Genomic DNA, 1,103 nt, shown 5'->3' with positions numbered 1-1,103 from the left:
CGCTTCGTCAAGGCCGCGAGCTACGGCGATACGCTGCAGATCGCGGTGCGCGTCACCGAGTGGCGCGACAAGAGCTTCGTGCAGGCCTACCGCGTGCTGCGCGGCGACGAGCTGATCCTCGAATGCGAGGAGGTGCGCATCTTCGCGGCCAGGCGCGAAGGCGGCGGCATCCGCGCGGTGCCGATTCCCCCGTCCATCCGGGCGCTCTGCGACGAGGCCGCGTCTTAGAATGGCCCGATGAACTGGCGCACTCTTCTTCCGCTCGCTTTGCTCGTCACCGGCTGCTCGACGCTCCCCAACGAGGTGGTGCCCGTGCGCGAAGGCGTGCTGCGCGCACCCACGTACACGCAGGCCGCCGACCATTGCAGCGCCAAGGGCCAGACGCCGCGCTGGCTCGGCAAGGCGCCCGCGGAGACCGGCGTGCTGTTCCAGTGCTACTGAGCCAGTTCGGCCGCGGCCCGGCAACGACCCGGCTGCGCCGCGGGACATAGCCAAAAAGGTTGACGCTCGTTGTGGTGCGGTGCAACAATCCCGCATCTTTATTTCGGAGCCCCGTGCGTGGACAGTGCCAGTTGGATCAGTGACAAGACGCGTGCCTCGGCAGGCGTGACACATCCGGCCCTCTAGCGCAGGCTCTTTTGCGCTGCGGCCGCCGTGCACGCAGCCTGACCCGTTCGCCATCCGAGGCGGGCGGCTCCCTCTTCCGAATCCCGCCGTTCTTCGTCACTGACTTTTTCAGTCAGCTTGCGTGTGTCCGTGCACGGGGCCCTTCATTGCGAAGGAGCCTTGCCATGCGCCAATTCCAGTCTCGTCAGCAACAGCTAAAGCAGCCGGTGCAGGAAACCGCTCGCCCGTCTGCGTCTGCGTCTGCGTCTGCGCCTGCGCGCGAGGTCACGGCGCAGGACATCGACAACGAAATGCTGGACCGCGCCGCCGCGCTCTGGACCACGCGGCGCATCCGCAGCTTCTTCCTGCTGCTCGAGCGGCCGCCCCGCGCCGGGCAGCGCTGACGCGCCGCACTGCCACCTCCCGCCGCACGACACGCAAGAAACAAGGAGGCCTGATGGACCCCGCTTCTCATGGGCGCCCTTGCGCGCCACCCC

Annotated in this window: 3 protein-coding genes; all 3 read left to right on the top strand. The window is 68.0% G+C overall.

Features of this window, described 5'->3' with window-relative positions; all coding sequences use genetic code 11:
• A partial coding sequence (locus AC1DOC_RS34670) for an acyl-CoA thioesterase (RefSeq protein WP_478131713.1) occupies window positions 1–228 on the top strand: 228 nt, incomplete at its 5' end.
• A gap of 9 nt (window positions 229–237) precedes the next feature.
• On the top strand, window positions 238–441 hold the full coding sequence (locus tag AC1DOC_RS34665; RefSeq protein WP_015866693.1) for a hypothetical protein: 204 nt from the start codon (window positions 238–240) through the stop codon (window positions 439–441).
• 350 nt (window positions 442–791) lie between these two features.
• Window positions 792–1,010, top strand: a complete 219-nt coding sequence (locus AC1DOC_RS34660; protein WP_412511581.1) for a hypothetical protein — start codon at window positions 792–794, stop codon at window positions 1,008–1,010.
• Window positions 1,011–1,103 lie beyond the last annotated feature (93 nt).

The organism is Variovorax sp. 01T439_2, assembly GCF_056398445.1.
This window is presented reverse-complemented; position numbering and strand designations above follow the sequence as displayed.

Bases quoted from the DNA above. Each gene is read 5' to 3' on its own strand.
- AC1DOC_RS34665 (WP_015866693.1), top strand. From the start codon at position 238: ATGAACTGGCGCACTCTTCTTCCGCTCGCTTTGCTCGTCACCGGCTGC.
- AC1DOC_RS34660 (WP_412511581.1), top strand. From the start codon at position 792: ATGCGCCAATTCCAGTCTCGTCAGCAACAGCTAAAGCAGCCGGTGCAG.